This is a genomic window from Spiroplasma endosymbiont of Lariophagus distinguendus (assembly GCF_023846195.1).
Lineage (GTDB): Bacteria > Bacillota_I > Bacilli_A > Mycoplasmatales > VBWQ01 > Spiroplasma_E.
In genome coordinates this window covers 1-19,742 of the sequence record NZ_JALMUW010000005.1, presented here as the reverse complement: position 1 = coordinate 19,742, position 19,742 = coordinate 1, and the positions used below count along the sequence as shown (strand labels likewise).

Sequence of the window (19,742 nt, the reverse complement as noted above, 5' to 3'; positions counted from 1 at the left end):
TTTTAACTATTAAATTGAAGTATTGTTGGAACATAATTACTATCATCATAAGGCGAAGGTAAAGACATGTCAATTAATGAATCTTGAAAACTAATCACAAAATTAACTTTAAGTTCTAATTTATTAGGACCAGAGCTTGTAACTTTTTGACCATCAATTCCTTTGATATTAATATTAACAGAATTAACATAAGGATTATTATTTAATGCTAAACTTATTCCTTCTTGAACTAAAGTTTTAGTTTTTTGAGAAAAATCAGCATATGTTTTATCAATATCAGGTTTAGTTTCTTCATCAACACTAATTGGTACTATTTGTTCTGATAATTTAGTAACATCACTAACACAACTATAAACTATGTAATCGCTTTGTGTATAAGAACATTTTATATTAAAAGTTTTTTTTATGTATTGTTCAACTTTAAAACTTTTATCATTATTTACTACTCCAACTTGATAAGTAATATTAATACTAATTCTACCAGTTGAAGTATCAACATTTCAAGTTCTTGCTTTTGTTGATTCATCTATTTTACCATTATCAATCGTAAAATAATAACATTTAGTACCTACTTCTAAATGACTATCAAATCAAGTTGGTTCTTTAATATTTGCTTTATCTAAAATTAATTTGGCAAGTGCTTGTGCAAGACTGTTTTCTAATGCTTTATTTTCAATAACTTGTTCTTTTTCAGGTCTTTGACCATCAATAGGAACACCCACTGGTTTTTTAATACCAACTTTTGATAAAGTTGATTCTCAACCATTATAATTACCATTACCATTAGTAATTGCTTTTAAAATACTATCTTGTTGTTGATCAGAACAAGCTAAAACTGGCGTTACTATTCCACTACCAAAAGCAATAGTACCCATTAATGTTAAAATTTTTTTCATAATTATAATCATTCCTTAATTTAAAAAATATCATATATAAATTGTAACTTATTTTTATTATTTTGCTATACACTATCTTCAAAATCTTTATAATTAATATTAGTTTATATTAAAGGAATTGATAATATGTTTAAAATTTTATATACACTAGTTACTATTTCACTAGCCGCTTTTACTAATTTAAGCCAAGTGAAAATAAATAATTATCATCATAAAGAAATAAAATCAGAAAATACTATCCTAAATGAACAAAGTTTAACCTTAGCTTTTGAAAGTGGAAATTTTTATAATTGAAATGAAAATGATTCAACTAATTCTATTGCTGGTATTTTTACAAATTCACAAGCACAATCTTATTTATTAAATAAGGATGGCACATATAATAATTTAGACTTACAAATTAATAATTTTATTAGATTTGATGATAACTTAGGAATTGCTACTTTAAATAATTTTCATAAAAGTGATGATACTAATTTTATTAATAATTCATTTTTAATGACTAAAAATGGTATTAGTGATGATGCTACTGCCATTGAAACTCCAAATCATACTTTTACTAACTTTGGTAATAATATCGTTAGTACCGATATTGGTGCTGACTTAATTAATACAGACGGAAAAGTAACTAACTTAGTTACTCCCTATCATTATGGAAAAGGTAAAACTAGTTTTACTACTATAAATGCTACTTTTGGTGTTTTTGTTGGTGGTGATCAAAATTCTTATATTCTAAAAGTTGATGGTAATATCAAGCCAATTAATATGAATGTTCCTAATCCAATACTATTAAATTCTTTTGTTGCCATTAATAATAATGGTGGCATTATTCGTGATGTTAATGGTCAATTATTTTATTTAACAATAGAAGATAATGGTAATGCTACAACAAAACCATTAATTATTAATAAGAAGCCACTGTTTAGTACTACTACTGTTTTTTTTAGCAAGACTGGTAACAATCAAGGAATTTTAAATGTAAATCTCAAAAATAGCTCCAAATTTTTTGGACAACCTTATCATTTAAGCATTACTGATAGTAATGATATTAAACTTACAAAAATTAATGAACATTATATGAGTAATTTCATTTTACTTCATGATGGTTTAGGTATTTTTATTGATGAACAAGAAATTGGCTATTTTGTAAATGAATTAGGTGCTTTTACTAAAATTGGTTATTGTGCCAATTTCCAAAGAATAAATGATAATCTTGGTTTTATTAATAATAATACAAGTAAATTATTACTAAGTGATAGTAAAAATAACAATTGAAGTCGAATTAATACTATTAAATTTACTAAAACTAAAGATGAACAATTGACTAATTTTATTAATTCATATATTGATAAAGATAAACTTACTGCAGTTAATCGTACTAATAATTGAATTAGTAATAATAATCTAATTTTAAATGTAACTAATGATGAACTAAAAGATATTACTATTAATGATAATCAACCATTATTACCAAATATTAATAATAGTATTACAACTATTATTAATAGTAATTCTGAAATTAATATTAAATTTAAAGATGAAATAATAACTTACCATGTATTAATATATAATCAAAATATTTTGCCAACACTAGATAATAGTACTAATACTAATATTAAATATGTTGGAATAGTAAATAATAATTTATATGATATTAATAGCACTAATACTAATGACGGTTTTACAATTAATTTTAACTATGATAATACTATTCAATTTGTAAATATTATTACTATTGATAGTACTACTATGAATAAAATGAATTTATGAACATTAAAACCAAAAACTACTTTTAAATTAAATGCCAAAAGCAATAATAATGTATATTTACTACAAACTGTTAATTGAAATAATATTAGCAACTGACAATATTTTACTATTTATCATGGTAATAATTTACCTATTATTGAATTTTGAACTACTGATACTGGTATAAAATTATGAAATGCTGCTTTAAAACTTAATTATACTTCTAAGGAACTAGAAAATATGAATGCAACAGAAATTAATAATCTAAGAAATTTATCAGTTAATTGAACAATTAATGAAGCGCGTGGTAATACTTTAGGTTATATTATTTCTGGTTTTCTTAGTATTGGTTTCATTTTAACTATTATTGCTATTATTTATGATTGATACTTAAAACAACAATTCAAAAAAAAGCAATCTAACACAAAGACAAATGTGAATTAATAAAAAATAACTGCTCTTTTATTTTTTTGGAATTATGTGGAATGGGGCACTTAGGCACTTGGCACTTAGGCACTTGGCACTTAGCCCTTTTTACTAGACCATTAATTTAAAAAACCTGAATGTATTCGAAAAACAATTGTGTTATATAATTAACACTAATTTTGACATGAAAGGATTTTTATTAATGGATAAAATTAAACAAATAGAATTATTTATTAGAAAATTAAATATTAATCAAAAAATTAAAATTATTGATCATTGCAAGAATCAATATTCGATTAGACATCTTTCTCAATATCTTCAATTAAACAGATCAACATATTACTTTTTAAAAAACAAACAAAAACCTATTAAAAAAGAAATAAATCACCTTGATCATTGTAACCATAAATATCAAAAATTATGCAAATTTTTAATTGAATTTCATTCTACAAGAAAAGGTAGAATTTATGGATATTTACGAATTTTTTCAGCATTTAAAGAATGATTAAAACAAGAAAAAAACATTCACTTAAATATAGAATTATCAACAAAACAAATGCGAAAAATTATGAAAGATCACAACATCCAAGGTTTAAAACAAACTAAAAATAATAATAGTAAAAATAAAAAGACTGCACATAAATGAATACCTACAATGGATAAAGTCAACAAAAATTATAAAATCACAACTTCTTCTAATCAAATTTGATCAATGGATACTAAACAAATCAATACTAAAGAAGGCTGATTATACCTTTTGGTAATTATTGATGGCTTTTCTCCCTTTATGTACTATTTTTAAATTTTATCACATAAATGCTGAGAAAAGCCTATCTACGGACTTCTCCCCACATTTTTAAATCAAACATAGCATTACAATTTCAAAACTAGGTATCTTATTGAATTTATATGCAGCTTCTTTTGCATATAAATGAACATGATGTTTTGCAACTTTGATATGTGTTTTAAATGTTCTTCTTATATGTTTTCAAACTGATTCAATTTGGTTGGTATTTACACCAGTTTTTGAAACATAGCTATCTTGATGATTGACTGTTTCATGCTTAGTGAAAACCGATTTAAAATCGCAATATCCTTTTCAAAAATCAGTATGTACATGACACTTTGAAGAAATGTGGTTTCTTGCAAACTGCAAAAGATTTTTACTTTTTGCATTTTTCAATACTTTCACAATTAATTTATTGGTTGTTTTTTCATAAATACCAACAATCAAGGTTTTATTCACCAAGGATCTTCCTTGTTTTTTAAAACCCATATGTGAAAGATACATTTCATCCATTTGCACTATGCCCTCAACAATAAATTGTGATTCTTGTTTGGCAATACAAGTTCTGATTTTATGACCCATTCTTCAAGCAGTTTTCAAAGTTACCCCCAATTCTTTTGCAACATCAGTTGATGGAATTCCATGTTTGGTGTTTATTCATCTAAAGATGAGATAAAACCAAGATTTCAAAGGTATTTGTGACTTGTAAAAAATGGTGCCATGAAGAATACTAAATGTTTGATGACATTTCAAACATCTTATTCTTCTTAAATCAGAAGTATTCAAATTTGTTCAATAACACCTGATACATTTATTTTCCTTCAAACTTACTATATATTTCAAACAATCTTGTTCTGTTTGAAAAGTATTGTTGAACTCATTCAATTTCATTGTTTCCTCCACAAGTACATGTGGGGAGAAGTCCGTTATTGATTTTTATTCAAATAATGTTGTTAGTTATAATACTGCTTCTAATAAATCATATAAAGATTTAATAAAACCTGCTCTTGAAAAAATAACACAACAATTTTCTTTAAAACAAATCAAAAGCGTTATTTTACATTCAGATAATGCTGCTGAATTTTATTGCCAAGACATATCCAACTGAACTATTGACAAACAAATAATCTTAAGCAAAAAGCAACCTTATGATATTGGCGGTAATGTTCTATCAGAAAACTGATTCTCACATTTATCTCAAGAATGATTACCCAAAGGTTCAAACCAATATTTAACAATCAATGAAGCTATAAATGATGTAAATCAATATGTTATGTTTTATAATTATGAAAGAATACATTCTAAATTTCTAAAACCACCAATTTTACAAATTAAAATTTAGAAAAAAAGTATGAAAGTGGTCCAGTAATTAGGGCCAACCACCAATTAAAAATTGTATTAAGTAATATACTATTTTCAGTTTTTTCAATAGTTGGAGCAAAATAATTAGATATACCTTTATATTTTACTTCTAAGTTTTTATAAAAATGATTCATTATCTGAAAAAGATTTTTTTTACTAATAATTTCTTCGGGAAATAACTCTTTTAATAAATCAAGTCGTTTTAATTCTGTAATATTTAAATCTTTTTTTTCATTATACTCTGATTTCATTTTTTTCCTACTTTCTTCAAGTTTCATTAATTCTAAATAAAATAAACCATTGTCATTTAAAAAATGACAATGGTTTATTTTACACTAGTAATTAATTGATATCATTATAATATACTTATTAAATTAAATCTACTAAAATTTAATAATTTTTCTATACTAAGTATGGATTATACTTTGATTATCTTCCTTAACACAATCATGAATTTTAACATCATAACTATCAAATAAATTTTCATAATCAACATTAAATGGCACTAGTAATTGGTTTTTACTAGAAAAACGAGTAATTAATAAGTGCAAATAATGATGATCATTATTGGCATTTAAAGTTTGTTCATAATAAGCGAACCGTTCTTTATACTTAAATTGAATTGCTAATACTTTAAAATTATGTGATAAATAATTACGAACATTTTTAATATACTCTAACTGTTCTAATAAAATTTTACTATCATTAAATTCTTTGATACCAAAATAATGAGCAATCTTAGCGATACTTTTATCATTTAAAGTTTGTAATAATTTCATTGTTCATTCAAATGACATAACTTCTATTAAACTGCGTATTGTTCGTGATTTTAAAACACCACTTCTATTATATTTATTATAACCAGCACGAATCAAACGTAAAGCTGTTTTCATTTGAGCTAGGTGTTCTGGATTAAGAAAAGTAGCATTATCTAAATTTTGAACATTATCATTAAAAAGTTGATGTAATAAAGCATTTTTTAAAGAATTTTCAATCATTAAAATATGTTTTAAATACAATAAACGTAAATCAATGTTTATTAATAATAAATCTTTAAGTTGATGTTGAGGATAATTACGCTTTAATAATTCTAAATATTTTTCTTCAACAATATTTTCTGCAAATCATTCTTTATTTAATAACATGTAATTCACTCCTTAAATAAACTAACCTCTAATTTTATAAATACCAACACGAATAGAAGAATTTTCAGATTCTTTTGTTTCACTTTTAATATCTACTTCTTTTTTTCTTTGTAACAACTCTTGTTCAATAAAGTCATCAACGTTCATATTGGTACTTTGATAAGTAGCAGTTCAATCAAATGTTTTATTAGTAAAGTTATTTTTGGGTTTATTACTATCTTTAAAAAATTCTTGTACTTCTTGATTCATAAATGCTTTTTGCTTACGTTTACGTGAAAATAAATTAGTAAAGAATTTCTTAAAATTAAAAATTGATCAAAACTGACGAAAATTAATAGTCATTGCTAAACCAAAAATTAAAATTGATGAATACAATAATGAATAACCGATAACTCGTAATACAAAACTATAATCTGTGAAATTATATGTTGGTGGATATTTGTCAAAGAAATAAAGGCATCCAAATAATGTTACTGCTAAAATTGGAATAATTAAAACTAAAGTATTTTGAATAATAAAACGTAAATCACTATTATACGTCAAATGTTTTCAAACATAAACTCAGATTGAAATTAAACGATAAACCCAACCAATACAACTTGATAAAAGAATCATATATAAACTTAATGATAAATATTGATAACTTTGATGTTTTCAACCTAAATTTGATAGTATTCAACCCAAAATAACACCTAAAACAAGATTTATTATTGATTGAATATATGAACCTCAAATTGTTTCTTTGTATTTTACAGTAGCATTTACAATAACTTTTCCTGGTTCGGTTGCCACTTGAATTGTATTTTTTAAAGATAAAAGTAAAATAAATCATGGTTGTGACAAAAATAAATTAATAAAAAGATTTTTTGAAGAATCAAAATTACCATCAGAATTATTAATATTTGTAATACTTAAAGCAGACACTAAATATTGAGTAATAATAAATTGATTAATAAATAAAAAACCAGCAATCATATAAGCATATAACTCAAATTTAGTATACACAGTTCATCTAATTCGTCCACTTTTGGCAATTCAATATCCAAAAACTTCGCAAAAAGAACTAATTAAAATTAAAGCAATTGAGCGCATTGTTGTGGCAATAATAATATAAATAGTGTAAATTGATGTTGTTGTCAGTGATAAAAATAAAGTAATTAAAATAATATCAATGTTAGAAATAATCATGTCAGGTAAACGATTCAGGGCTACTCATCATGATTGTTTTAGCATCCTTTTTTGTTGTGTTCATTTTTTATGTTGTAATCATGGATATTCAATTTTAATAACGATAAAAGTAACAAATGCTTTTAATACACCACAAACAAAATAAGCAAAAAAAGGAATATACATATCTATTGGTTTACCATCAGATTTTCTAATAACTAATAACGTCATTAGTAAAATATACATAATAATCTCTGAAAAAATAAAAATTAAACGATTTAAATAACCTTTTTGATCAGCTTGAATTAAATTTTGATAAGCACCACTAAAATAAAAAAAGATTAATTCACGTGATCCTAAAGAAATAATAATAAGTGCTACTTGTCAAAAAGGAATTTCCATATCTAAACCAATTTCTGGTAAATGAACACTAGCTAATCCTAAAATAAAACCAGCACTGACAAGAATAATTAAATATATTCTTCCTGAATGATGATAATTTTTTCTTGTCGTATTAATAATATCGTTGACGGTTTCATAATCATCATTTTGTAAAGGACGATATAAAGAAAAAATGGTAATTAAACCAAGTCCTCCTTCTGTCAAACTAAGGTAAGTCAAAAAAGAAATAATAACACGAATTAAACCATTAATTTTTTCACCGTATGCTAAACCAGTAACATAAAGAAAAGTTAACTGTAAAATAGAGATAACAATTGTCACGATAACACCAACAATTGTATTAAAAATACCTTTTTTAGTTGTCATTACTTCACCCAATCTATATAAATAAAACTAATTTTGTTTTTTACTTAAATATGTTAACAACCCAAAATTAAAAGTTCAATATTATTAATCACTATTAAAAATAAAAAAAATAGCAAAAAAATAAAAATGTATTCTATATATTAGTATAGATTAATTTTATCATTTTTCTTTTTTAATCTGTTTAATTAAATCTGTTTTTAAATCTTTTATTATAAAATTTTGATCATTCAAATAAGTAAATGGTTCTTCTAAATCATTAAATGATAAATAATAAGCAAATAATGCAATTTTATTAGGAGTAACTATTGTTGACCCATACTTAGTGTCACCAACAATTGGTAAATTTAAAAATTGTAAAGTACTACGAATTTGATGTTTTCTACCAGTAACTAATTGACACTCAACTAAAGTAAAGTCTTTAGTATTAAATATTGGTGTAAAGATGGTGCTACAACTTTTACTTTGTTCACTTGGTTCAATTGAAAATTTCATTTTCATTGTTAACTCATCATGAGTAATATAACCAGAAATATTTAAATTTTTAGTTAATTGGCCAGAACAAATAGCCAAATATTTTTTAATAATTTGACCATTTTTGGTAGCATTATGAAATGCATTTTGTGTCATTTTATTTTTCGGATAAATAATTAAACCCTTAGTTAGTTTATCTAAACGATACTGATGACTAATATTAAATGTTTGCTCACGTTTCTTCTTCGGGTATTTTTGTTGTAAATAATATTTTACCATGTTATCTAAGCAAGAACCATATGGTTGATGGACAACAATATTATGATCTTTATTAACAATTAAAAAATTATCATCTTCATAAAACAATTCAATTGGTGCTTCTTTAGTAATTTTTTCTGGTTTATAGTTAACAACTAAATTACTTTCATAAATGACTACTAAATCATTTTCTTGTAAGCGATATTTAAAATCAGTAGTAGTTTTATTATTAACTCTGATTTTTTTTGTTCTAAATAAACGATAAATTTTTGACAGTGGTAGTGTTTTAAATACTTTTTTTAAATAATTAATTAAAGTTTGATCAGCATCATTGGCAGTAATTGTTAGGGTAGTCATAATTTCTCCTTTTAATTTTTATTAATAAAACCAGAAATAGTTGCAATTAGATTAGAAAAAGCATGTAAACCAATAGTATATGTAGTATTACCGCGTGTCATTATAAATAATAAGGGTAATATAATACTAAATCCTAAATAACCAATAATATTATTTCAATCACCACTATCCATAACATGCATTGATGGGAAATAAATTAATGAAGCAGCATATGCTAACCAACGATAACGAACAATGGTAAAAGTACCATGACGATATGATATTTCTTCATTAATTGGAGCAATAAAAATAGTACTAAGAACTAAAACAAAAATGCCATATGGACTATTCATTAATAAGTTTAAAACATCTTGATTTTTTGAAGTATTATTACTTGTTAACATATTAAATTCACTAAATTTAGGAATTATGTTGAAAATAATATTTAAAATAGTACCAATAACAGCAAAAATGGTAACTCAAGTTATTAAATCTAATTTTGCTTCTTTTAAAGTAGTAATAATTCTCTCACGTAATGATCTACAAAATATTAATACTAAAATTGATCCTAACAATTGAAATAATTGTTGAATTAAAAATGTAGTAGCAAGCGAAGTTACATCATCATCTTTACCACTAATAACTTTTGTTGCAATAAAAAATAAAAGAACAAATACTACACTAATAAAACCAAATACACTATGACTATAAGCAGCCCACCCACCTTTTTTAATCATAGTTTCTCAATCAATACCAAGTGAAACAACTAACCCAAAAATTGGCAATAAACTAAAAATAAAAAGACTAAGAAATGAACTTTGACTAGTATCTTTTACAGCATAAGTTTTGATTAAACTATAAAGAATTGGAATTATAATAAAAGATATAAGATAAATTATTGTTAGAGTTCAACTGGCTGTTTTGAAATTAAAGTTATTGGTGTCATCACAACTAAGTGATTTTGAAGTAAATTTATCAATAAATGACTGTTTTTGTTCATTTTTTTCTAAATTATTACTATTAATGTTATCAGTTTGGTTTACATTAATTCTACGTATGATATCATTGTTGTGAGAAACATTAATTTGATTAGATTTTTTATTAAACATGTATAAGTACTGCACGAAAACTTTCACCCTTTGTTAGTAAAATTAGTATTTAATATTAATTTTTAGTATAACATATAGTGAGAAATCTTGTAATATAATAAACTTGTAATTTTACATTAATTTATTATAATGTAATGCAATATTTATATGTGAAGAGTTTAAAAAGAAAAGGAGGATAGAAAAGAATGCCTAAATACAAGATTAATATTATCGATTTACCATATAATTATGATGCTTTAGAACCTTATATTTCACAAGAAACAATGAAACATCATTATGAAGAACTTCATAAGAAATATTTAACTTCTTTAAAATTAGTGATGGATAAACATCCGAAAGTTTTTTCTGATTATAATCTTGAAACTAAAGGGGAACTAAATCGTTTATTAAGTAATTATTGTAAATTAGAAGATATATGTGAGGATAAAGAAACTTGTAATGTAAAAAAATTACAAAGTAGCATTCGACAATTTGGTGGGGGAGTAATTAATCATAATCTTTTCTTTTCACTATTGGGGAAAAATAAAGGTTTTAATGAAAAATCAGCTATTGGTAAAACAATAATTAATCGCTTTGAATCTTATGAAAAATTTGAAGCTGCTTTAACAAAAACTGCCATAGATATTTTTGGAAGTGGTTGAGCATGATTAGTAATTGACAATAATGGTACATTAAGACTATACAAAACTTTTAATCAAGACAATCCATGATTCTTGAATATGTATCCATTGATCGCTATTGATGTATGAGAACATGCACATTATCTACAATATAAAAACGAACAAGAGAAATACTTACAAGCATTATTAAAAGTTATCAATTGAGAACAAGTAAATAACAATTATCAAGAGTATTTAAATGAAAAAACTAAAAAATAAGTAAAAAAGAACTCAATTGAGTTCTTTTTTTATAATATTATTAATATTAATCTAATCTAAATTATTTTTTAGAAGAATTTTTCGAAGAAATAGCAGCAATTCTAGTTTTTTCAATTTCTGCTTTTTTTTCTATTTTAATTTTTTCAACATGCTTTTTAAAACCACATCGATTACAATTCAATTGAATATTTTTTGCTTCTAAAAATTCGGCAATTAAAATAACCCTACCACATCGATGACAAGCAAAAGCATTTTCTGGCTTTTGTGCTAAACGAACAGATGCATATGTATCTTTCATAACTTACTCCTAACTCATATAAAATTAAAGTAATTATTTTTAGTTTTAATACTATACTTAAAACTTATCAAAGGTTAATATTAAAAAATGTGTCTAGTTATATAAAAAAAACCTTTAAGTCAAAATAAACTTAACAGGAGTTTAAAAACTAAATACTTAATTAGCCATTATTTTTTAATACTAATTTTATTATAATCATTTTTTTAAAAAAAATGTATATTATTATTTATTTATTTTATTTACATTACTAAATTATACTTTTATAAAACAATATTACAATTAAAGTAATAATTCATTTATAATTAATTATGTCTTATTAACAAACCAATTAGGGGAGAAAGTAATATGAGTAACAAAAATAATGATATTAAAAATGAAATAATACAATTAAGAAACCAAATTAAACAATGAAATTATGAATATCATGTTTTAGATAAACCTACTGTTAGTGACGAACTTTATGATAGCGCCTATCATAGATTAATAAAATTAGAAGAACAATATCCCCAATTTAATAGTAATGATTCTCCAACTAAAACTGTTGGTAATAAACCACTTAATTCTTTAACAAAAATTTTTCACCAACAACCAATGCTAAGTTTGGGTAATGCCTTTAACTATGAAGATTTACTAAAATTTGATCAACAAATTAAAAAAACATTATCAGAAAATAACATTGAATATGTTTGTGAGCTAAAAATTGATGGTCTATCAATTTCTATAACTTATGAAAAAGGAAAAATAAAAACTGCTGCTACCAGAGGTGATGGTATTGCTGGTGAAGACATTACCAATAATATTTTGACAATTAAAACAATACCAAAAACAATACCAATTAATTCTAAATTAGAAGTAAGAGGAGAAATATATTTAAGTAAAGAAGAATTTAATCGCATTAATGAAAAACAACAACAACAAAACTTACCACTCTTTGCTAATCCTCGCAATGCTGCAGCCGGTACTATTCGCCAACTTGATATTAATATTGTTAATTCAAGAAAATTAGATGGTTTTCTTTACTATTATATTAATGCTACTAATGATAATATTAAAACCCATGAACAAGCATTATTTACCTTACAAAAATATGGTTTCAAAATTAATGAACAATGACAGTTATGTAAAAATATTGAAGAAGTATGAACTTATATTCAGAAATATGAAAAGTTAAGAAATACATTACCATATGAAATTGATGGTATTGTCATTAAAATTAATGATCTAACCAGTTATGATATGTTAGGAAGAACTAATAAGGCGCCAAAATGAGCAATAGCTTATAAATTTCCTGCTGTTACTAGTGTTACTAAGCTTTTAGATATATTTCCAACTGTTGGTAGAACAGGAAAAATAACCTATAATGCTAGATTACAACCAGTGATAATTGCTGGTACTACCGTTACTTTTGCCACACTTCATAATGGTGATTATATTATTAATCGTGATTTACGTATTAATGATTTAGTAAGTGTTAAAAAAGCGGGTGATATTATTCCAGAAGTAATTGCCCCAATTATTAGTAATCGTCAAATAAACAATATTATTTTTAAAAAAGCTATCCATTGTCCAGTGTGTAAAACAAAATTGGAACAAGTTCCGCCAGAAGTTGATCAATTTTGCATTAATAGTGATTGTCCATCACGAATTCTTAAATCATTAATGCACTTCTGTTCAAGAAATGCTATGGATATTATTGGTTTAAATGAAAAAATATTATTACGTTTTTTAGATTTAAAATGAATTAAAACTATTAGTGATATTTACAATTTAGTTAATTTACGAAAAGAAATACTATCATTACCACGTTTTGGTGAAAAATCTTTCACTAATCTTGCTAATTCAATTATTCTATCAAAACAAAATTCCTTAGAAAGACTTTTATTCGGTTTGGGAATTCGTCATGTTGGCCAAAAAACAGCAATTATTCTTGCAAAAAAATATTTAACTTTAAATAACTTAATGGAAGCAACCTTTGATGATCTAGCTAATACTAATGAAATTGGTCCAACAATTGCTACTAGTGTTATTGATTATTTCCTTAATCCTACTAATCAACAACTAATTACTAACTTGCAAAACTTTAAACTTAACTTTAATTATTTACAAAAAAACCAATCACAAGTATTGAATGGTAAAACTTTTGTCTTAACAGGAACTTTAACTAAAAGTCGTAACGAATTCATTCAATTATTAAATAACTATGGTGCTAAAATTACCAATACTATTAGTAATAATACTTCTTATTTAATTGTTGGAGAAAATCCAGGAAATAAATTAGCACAAGCACGCAAACTTAATGTTAAAATTATTAATGAAGAGCAATTACAAAATTTATTGAAAGAGGTAGCAAAAAATGGATAAAATTGAAAAGAAAATAACAACAAAAATGCTACATGAATTTGCTAACGAACTTATGTTCAATTTAAGCGAAGAACAATGTGAAAATCTTTTACTAGAATTTAAAGCTATTGAAAAACAAATGGAAATTGTGACAAATATTAATACAAATGATATTGAACCTTTAAATTACCCATTTCCTATTATTAATAATTTATTACGTTCCGATAATGTTGGAACTCATTTAACATCTAAAACTGTTTTAAATATTGCTCCAGAAGTTGAAAATAATTACATTAGTATTAATCAGGTGATTAATCATGAAAATTAATTACCACCAACTTTCAATTCGTCAACTTCATGAACTATTAAAAACAAAAATACTTACTCCAGATCAATTAACTAAATTAGTATACAAACGATTAGAACAATTCAAAAAATTAAATGCTGTTGTTACTTCACTGGAACAAAATGCCATTAAACAAACAAAATCAATTACTGAACAAGAAATTAATGATAATTTATTAGCAGCAATTCCATTTGTAATGAAAGATAATATTGCTACTATTAATTTCTTAACAACAGGTTCATCAAAAATTCTTGCTAATTTTATTCCTAATTATGACAGTACTGTTAATATGTTATTAACAAATAATAAAGCCATTAATATAGCTAAAACTGCTCTTGATGAACTAGGAATGGGTGGAGATGGTTTATATGCAGCTACCGGTCATGTCTTAAACCCTTGGAATTTAAAACATATCACTGGTGGTAGTTCTAGTGGCAGTGCAGCTTTAGTCGCTGCTGGAATTGTACCATTTGCTTTAGGAACAGATACTGGTGATTCAATACGTAAACCTGCCGCTTATTGTGGTATTGTTGGTTTTAAACCAACATATGGTTTAATTTCAAGAAATGGTGTTTTTCCTTATGCTCCAAGTTTAGACACAGTTGGTATATTTACTAATCATGTCGAAGATATTGCCATTGTCTTGGATAGTATTGCTTTATTTGATGAACAAGACTTTACTAGTGTTCAAAGTAAAGAAAAAGATTATACTCAAAACTTAAATCAAAATATAGAAGGTAAAAATATTGCTATTTTAAATTATAATGATTATCAGTGAAATGATATAGTTAAATCTAGTTTTGATGAAGCAATAAAGCATTTAACTGATGGTGGTGCAAAAGTTCAACAAATTGAATTTAATAAAGAATTATTACAATCTTTATTACCAGTCTATATGATTATTTCTTTTGCTGAAGCAACTAGTTGCCACGCAAATCTAACTGGTATTAATTTTGGTGTTCGTAAAAATGGTAAAAATTATCAAGAAGTTATGACAAATTCACGAACATTTGGTTTCGGTGATATGGTAAAACGCAGATACATTATTGGTGCATATGCTTTATCTGAAAATCATCAAGAAGAATTATTTAACAAAGCTAAAAAAGTAAGAAGATTAATTGTTGAACATTTAAATACTATCTTTAAAAAATATGATGCTTTCATTATTATGCCAAATATTAATCCAGCTCCAAAAATTAAAGATGTATTAGAACAGAAAAAAGTTATTAAAAGTGAACATGATTATTTAGAAGACTTACTACTACTTTCTAATTTAAATGGTGGACCAAGCATTAATATTCCGTTAACTACTGTTAATGGTTTACCGATTGGTTTTAATATTAATGGTGCACCTTTTAATGATCAAGTTATATTGAATATTGCTTCATTTTTAAGTAAAAAAATTAATTTTAATAATAAACTACTAGGTGATGATCATGAATAATAAATATGATGTTGTAATGGGTATTGAAATCCACTGTGAATTAAAAACTAAAACTAAATGTTTTTCCAACGCCGCCAATACTTTTGGTCAAAAACCAAATACTCAAATTAATGCCATTGATTGCGGATATCCAGGAACATTACCAACAGTTAATCAAGCTGTTATTATAATGGCAATTCAAACATGTACTGCTTTAAAAATGAATATTGATCCACTCTTACGTTTTGATCGAAAAAGTTATTTTTATCCCGATTTACCTAAAGGTTATCAAATCACACAATTTTTTCATCCAATTGGCACAAATGGTGAATTACCAATAGTTGTAAATAATGAAGAATTTATTGTTAGTTTTGAACGCTTACATATTGAAGAAGATACAGCAAAACAAATTCATAATAATAAAAAAACATTATTAGACTATAATCGAGCGGGAATTCCCTTATTGGAAATTGTTACTAAACCAATTTTTAACACAAGTGAACAAGTAGTAGCATATATTAATACTCTACGTCAATTATTAATTCATTTACAAGTTAGTGATGCTAAAATGAATGAAGGCTCATTACGATGTGATATTAATATATCGTTAAAACCACATGGTAGTGATATTTTAGGTACCAAAGTTGAAATTAAAAACTTAAATTCTACACATAATATTACTTTAGCAATAAATGATGAAATTAATCGTCAAACTAATATTTTAAATAAAAAACAAAAAATTAATCTTGAAACTAGAAGATTTGATGAAAAAACTAATAAAACCGTTAGCATGCGTAGCAAAGAAAATAAAATTGATTATAAATATTTTCCTGAACCAAATATTTTTCCAATTCAACTAGACGAAAAATGAATCAAAATGATTGCTAAAAATCTTCCTGAATTGCCTAAAGAAATAATGGAAAGATTAAAAAAACAATACAATCTACCAACAAAAGATATTAATTTATTAATTGACAAAGTAGAAATATTAACTATTTTTGAACAAACAGTTGCCATTAATAATTTAGCATTACCTACCTTTAATTATTTAGTAGGTCCTGTGCAAGCTTATTGTAATACTAATAACACTACTATTAAAAACAGCAAACTTACTGCTAATAATCTATCACAATTAGTTAGTCTAGTTTATGAGCAAAAAATTAATGATAAACAAAGTAAACAGTTATTAAATGCAATTATGATTAATAGTGAAAAAAGCCCTACCGATCTTATTAGAACATTAGGTATTACTTTAGTAAGTGATAGTAATGATTTAGAAAAAATATTAATCACAATTTTAAAAGCAAATGAAAACATGATTACTATTTATAAAGTCAATCCAGAAAAAGCAATGAAATTTTTTATGGGTCAATTAATGAAACTAACTAAAGGACAAGCAAATCCACAAGTTTCTAAAGAAATATTAAAAAAATTGATTGAAAACTATAATTAGTTTCAATCAATTTTTAATTATGAATTTTTATATTATACTTTGAATATTTTTATTATCAATTTTATATACTAATATTTTATTTAAAATCTATATTTTCAATTAAATTTCCTTTAATTACTAAATCATCATTTGTCTTATTAACAATTAATGAATATTTTAATAAAATATTTATTTTTATTCTTTTAAGTAACTTTCTTAATTTTAATTAAAATTACTTGTTGGTCTTAAAAATTGTAATGACATTGTTAAATTATTAACTAATGTTTTATTTGTCAATTCTGGTTTATTTAATTGGATAGTTATTGTTTGATTATTAATATTTCTTTGATTCAAATTTGATTCATTATTTTTTTGTTGTAATTGTTGTATCTTTTCATGTAATTCATTATTTTTTTGTTGTAATGTTTGCATTTGAACATGTAATTCATATTGCTTAATTTCTAAATTAGTAATTTGTTTTTCTAAAGATGCTATTTTAAAATTTGCTTTTTTTGGTATTTCTAAAAGAACTTTAAAATTAGTAAGTTTATTATTTTGATACGGACTTCTCCCCACATGTACTTGTGGAGGAAACAATGAAATTGAATGAGTTCAACAATACTTTTCAAACAGAACAAGATTGTTTGAAATATATAGTAAGTTTGAAGGAAAATAAATGTATCAGGTGTTATTGAACAAATTTGAATACTTCTGATTTAAGAAGAATAAGATGTTTGAAATGTCATCAAACATTTAGTATTCTTCATGGCACCATTTTTTACAAGTCACAAATACCTTTGAAATCTTGGTTTTATCTCATCTTTAGATGAATAAACACCAAACATGGAATTCCATCAACTGATGTTGCAAAAGAATTGGGGGTAACTTTGAAAACTGCTTGAAGAATGGGTCATAAAATCAGAACTTGTATTGCCAAACAAGAATCACAATTTATTGTTGAGGGCATAGTGCAAATGGATGAAATGTATCTTTCACATATGGGTTTTAAAAAACAAGGAAGATCCTTGGTGAATAAAACCTTGATTGTTGGTATTTATGAAAAAACAACCAATAAATTAATTGTGAAAGTATTGAAAAATGCAAAAAGTAAAAATCTTTTGCAGTTTGCAAGAAACCACATTTCTTCAAAGTGTCATGTACATACTGATTTTTGAAAAGGATATTGCGATTTTAAATCGGTTTTCACTAAGCATGAAACAGTCAATCATCAAGATAGCTATGTTTCAAAAACTGGTGTAAATACCAACCAAATTGAATCAGTTTGAAAACATATAAGAAGAACATTTAAAACACATATCAAAGTTGCAAAACATCATGTTCATTTATATGCAAAAGAAGCTGCATATAAATTCAATAAGATACCTAGTTTTGAAATTGTAATGCTATGTTTGATTTAAAAATGTGGGGAGAAGTCCGTAGATAGGCTTTTCTCAGCATTTATGTGATAAAATTTAAAAATAGTACATAAAGGGAGAAAAGCCTTTTGATAATCAGCTTTTAATTCTTTTTCTAATTTATCTTTAATATCTTTAATATTTTCTTTTAATTTTGTCTTTTGATTTTCTATCAAGATATTTTTTTGTTTTAACTTCTGCTGTTGTTTTTGTAAAAATTTTATGTCCCTATCAAAAATTTCTTTTCATAAAAGTTTTATTTTACTATTTAAAGTTAGTAAATCGCTTTCTGTTTCTATCAATTTACTATTAAAATAAGATCTAAATCTTAATACTTTCAATAAAATTTTCTTTAAATGTTTTTTAGAAAAATTATCTTTTTCAATTTGTTTATTAATAAATAAATTTAATACTTTTATTTTTTTTAAATATTTTTCATTTAATAATAAATGAAAAATATCTTTATTTTTTTTAAAATTAATAAAATCTTCAAGTATTTTTGGTAAAAAAACCTCTTTTAAAGTAGTTAATTGAAAATTATATGAATAATTATTTATTTCATCATTTAATTCTAAGATTAAGGAATTTGTTCAATCTTCAATAATTTTAAGTGAATCAAATTTCTCTTTTAGAATTGGTATTTTTTTATCCAAACATTTTATTTTATATTGTGTTCATTTATTACTAAAAAAATAAATATAATTGTCCATTGTTCTTCATCCTTTGCATAAAATTATTATTTTAAATACTAAATAAATAAATTTTCCTTAATTTAGTAAATTATTAAATATTAATAGAATTTACTTATACTTTTGATATTTTTTCCTTTTAAATACTATTACTAATTACTTTACCATTGACATTAGAAAATATCTTATTTTCTAACATGTCTAAAATGATATCAATAATCTCGGGCGTTTTAGGTACCTCTGGTCTTTCAAGTATCTCAATTTTAGTATTAACAACATCAAAGAAATCATTAATATCAGAAAATGTTTTATTTTCTGATATATCTAATATAATATCAATAATCTCGGGCGTTTTAGGTACCTCTGGTCTTTCAAAAATATTAGTTTCAATGTTATTAATACCATTAGATAAATCTTTAACGTTAAATATATCTGCCTGGTGGTTGG

20 protein-coding genes are annotated in these 19,742 nt (G+C 24.4%); 9 read left to right on the top strand and 11 right to left on the bottom strand.

Annotation, left to right across the window (positions count from 1 at the left end; all coding sequences use genetic code 4):
• Positions 1–2: 2 nt before the first annotated feature.
• Positions 3–896, bottom strand: a complete 894-nt coding sequence (locus M0D11_RS00985) for a thioredoxin domain-containing protein (protein ID WP_252319202.1) — start codon at positions 894–896, stop codon at positions 3–5.
• A 126-nt stretch (positions 897–1,022) separates the two neighbouring features.
• On the opposite strand from M0D11_RS00985, the gene M0D11_RS00980 reads away from it, so the two are divergent.
• Together M0D11_RS00980 and M0D11_RS00975 are read left to right on the top strand one after the other, a co-directional pair.
• Positions 1,023–3,089 carry a hypothetical protein gene (locus M0D11_RS00980; protein WP_252319201.1) on the top strand — a complete coding sequence of 689 codons (2,067 nt, stop codon included), beginning with the start codon at positions 1,023–1,025 and terminating at the stop codon, positions 3,087–3,089.
• Between the two features lie 166 nt (positions 3,090–3,255).
• Positions 3,256–3,873, top strand: coding sequence for a hypothetical protein (locus M0D11_RS00975; RefSeq protein WP_252319200.1), 618 nt, complete (start codon positions 3,256–3,258; stop codon positions 3,871–3,873).
• A gap of 54 nt (positions 3,874–3,927) precedes the next feature.
• Here M0D11_RS00975 and M0D11_RS00970 read toward each other — a convergent pair whose 3' ends face one another.
• Positions 3,928–4,548 carry an IS1595 family transposase gene (locus tag M0D11_RS00970; RefSeq protein WP_252318950.1) on the bottom strand — a complete coding sequence of 207 codons (621 nt, stop codon included), beginning with the start codon at positions 4,546–4,548 and terminating at the stop codon, positions 3,928–3,930.
• A 181-nt stretch (positions 4,549–4,729) separates the two neighbouring features.
• Between M0D11_RS00970 and M0D11_RS00965 the strand changes: the two genes are divergently transcribed.
• On the top strand, positions 4,730–5,200 hold the full coding sequence (locus M0D11_RS00965; RefSeq protein ID WP_252319199.1) for a hypothetical protein: 471 nt from the start codon (positions 4,730–4,732) through the stop codon (positions 5,198–5,200).
• Here M0D11_RS00965 and M0D11_RS00960 read toward each other — a convergent pair.
• From M0D11_RS00960 to M0D11_RS00940, 5 genes are all read right to left on the bottom strand, one after another.
• Complete coding sequence (locus tag M0D11_RS00960) at positions 5,190–5,471, bottom strand: hypothetical protein (protein ID WP_252319197.1); 282 nt, start codon at positions 5,469–5,471, stop codon at positions 5,190–5,192. The genes M0D11_RS00965 and M0D11_RS00960 overlap by 11 nt on opposite strands.
• A gap of 156 nt (positions 5,472–5,627) precedes the next feature.
• The gene (locus M0D11_RS00955) at positions 5,628–6,365 is read right to left on the bottom strand and encodes an Abi family protein (protein ID WP_252319195.1); all 738 of its coding nucleotides are present in this window, start codon (positions 6,363–6,365) and stop codon (positions 5,628–5,630) included.
• A gap of 21 nt (positions 6,366–6,386) precedes the next feature.
• Positions 6,387–8,300 (bottom strand): hypothetical protein, encoded by a 1,914-nt coding sequence (locus M0D11_RS00950; RefSeq protein ID WP_252319193.1) that lies wholly within the window; start codon positions 8,298–8,300, stop codon positions 6,387–6,389.
• Positions 8,301–8,456: 156 nt separating this feature from the next.
• Positions 8,457–9,386, bottom strand: a complete 930-nt coding sequence (locus M0D11_RS00945) for an RluA family pseudouridine synthase (protein WP_252319191.1) — start codon at positions 9,384–9,386, stop codon at positions 8,457–8,459.
• Positions 9,387–9,397: 11 nt separating this feature from the next.
• The gene (locus M0D11_RS00940) at positions 9,398–10,474 is read right to left on the bottom strand and encodes a CPBP family intramembrane glutamic endopeptidase (protein WP_174480467.1); all 1,077 of its coding nucleotides are present in this window, start codon (positions 10,472–10,474) and stop codon (positions 9,398–9,400) included.
• A gap of 185 nt (positions 10,475–10,659) precedes the next feature.
• Here M0D11_RS00940 and M0D11_RS00935 point away from each other — a divergent pair, with 185 nt between their 5' ends.
• Positions 10,660–11,352, top strand: a complete 693-nt coding sequence (locus M0D11_RS00935) for a superoxide dismutase (protein WP_252319189.1) — start codon at positions 10,660–10,662, stop codon at positions 11,350–11,352.
• Positions 11,353–11,413: 61 nt separating this feature from the next.
• Here the strand turns inward: M0D11_RS00935 and M0D11_RS00930 are convergent, their stop codons facing one another.
• The gene (locus M0D11_RS00930; protein WP_252319187.1) at positions 11,414–11,650 is read right to left on the bottom strand and encodes a hypothetical protein; all 237 of its coding nucleotides are present in this window, start codon (positions 11,648–11,650) and stop codon (positions 11,414–11,416) included.
• A gap of 345 nt (positions 11,651–11,995) precedes the next feature.
• On the opposite strand from M0D11_RS00930, the gene ligA reads away from it, so the two are divergent.
• From ligA to gatB, 4 genes are read left to right on the top strand one after another with little or no spacing between them, the layout of a single operon-like run.
• Positions 11,996–14,011 (top strand): NAD-dependent DNA ligase LigA, encoded by a 2,016-nt coding sequence (gene ligA / locus M0D11_RS00925; RefSeq protein WP_252319186.1) that lies wholly within the window; start codon positions 11,996–11,998, stop codon positions 14,009–14,011.
• Positions 14,004–14,318 carry an Asp-tRNA(Asn)/Glu-tRNA(Gln) amidotransferase subunit GatC gene (gatC, locus tag M0D11_RS00920; RefSeq protein ID WP_252319185.1) on the top strand — a complete coding sequence of 105 codons (315 nt, stop codon included), beginning with the start codon at positions 14,004–14,006 and terminating at the stop codon, positions 14,316–14,318. The genes ligA and gatC overlap by 8 nt, the downstream gene beginning before the upstream one ends.
• The gene (locus tag M0D11_RS00915) at positions 14,308–15,780 is read left to right on the top strand and encodes an amidase family protein (protein WP_252319184.1); all 1,473 of its coding nucleotides are present in this window, start codon (positions 14,308–14,310) and stop codon (positions 15,778–15,780) included. The genes gatC and M0D11_RS00915 overlap by 11 nt, the downstream gene beginning before the upstream one ends.
• Positions 15,773–17,212 (top strand): Asp-tRNA(Asn)/Glu-tRNA(Gln) amidotransferase subunit GatB, encoded by a 1,440-nt coding sequence (gatB, locus tag M0D11_RS00910; protein ID WP_252319183.1) that lies wholly within the window; start codon positions 15,773–15,775, stop codon positions 17,210–17,212. Before M0D11_RS00915 ends, gatB begins: the two co-directional genes overlap by 8 nt.
• 201 nt (positions 17,213–17,413) lie before the next feature.
• On the opposite strand, the gene M0D11_RS00905 is transcribed toward gatB, so the two are convergent.
• Complete coding sequence (locus M0D11_RS00905) at positions 17,414–17,767, bottom strand: hypothetical protein (protein WP_252319182.1); 354 nt, start codon at positions 17,765–17,767, stop codon at positions 17,414–17,416.
• Positions 17,768–17,988: 221 nt separating this feature from the next.
• Here M0D11_RS00905 and M0D11_RS00900 point away from each other — a divergent pair, with 221 nt between their 5' ends.
• Positions 17,989–18,609: an IS1595 family transposase gene (locus M0D11_RS00900; RefSeq protein ID WP_252318950.1), complete on the top strand. Its 621-nt coding sequence runs from the start codon at positions 17,989–17,991 to the stop codon at positions 18,607–18,609.
• Here M0D11_RS00900 and M0D11_RS00895 read toward each other — a convergent pair.
• Together M0D11_RS00895 and M0D11_RS00890 are read right to left on the bottom strand one after the other, a co-directional pair.
• Entirely contained in the window at positions 18,606–19,316 is a 711-nt protein-coding gene (locus M0D11_RS00895) for a hypothetical protein (RefSeq protein WP_252319180.1), read from the bottom strand. The two genes, M0D11_RS00900 and M0D11_RS00895, sit on opposite strands and share 4 nt — an antisense overlap.
• A gap of 118 nt (positions 19,317–19,434) precedes the next feature.
• A partial coding sequence (locus M0D11_RS00890) for a hypothetical protein (protein ID WP_252319178.1) occupies positions 19,435–19,742 on the bottom strand: 308 nt, incomplete at its 5' end.